1 pseudogene is annotated in these 253 nt (G+C 58.9%); it reads left to right on the top strand.

From position 1 onward, the window contains the following. Positions 1 to 232: pseudogene (locus tag ACODJP_RS14320) on the top strand (hypothetical protein); the annotation flags it as partial. Between the last annotated feature and the right edge of the window lie 21 nt (positions 233 to 253).

Genomic DNA, 253 nt, shown 5'->3' with positions numbered 1-253 from the left:
GAAGCATAAAGGTGCGGCCATTTCGGTCTATAACCTGTCGGCGGGGATGTCGAACTTTCTCGCGCCGGCGATTGCCGTGGTGCTGCTGCCGTTCTTCAGCACCATCGGGGTGGTGATCGCCTATACCGCATTGTACGTGGTGGCCTTTTTCCTCTGCGCCTTTATCCGCGTGGAGCAGCCGGGGTTCTCCCACAAGGAAGCAACCGCCCGCGAGCAGGTTGAATTCTCTTAGGTGATGCGGCTGGCATGAAGC

It is taken from the genome of Pleomorphochaeta sp. DL1XJH-081 (genome assembly GCF_049310885.1).
Classification (GTDB): Bacteria; Spirochaetota; Spirochaetia; order Sphaerochaetales; family Sphaerochaetaceae; genus CAYZJV01.
The sequence above is the reverse complement of the archived record's forward strand: the minus strand, read 5'-3'. Positions and strand labels throughout refer to the sequence as shown.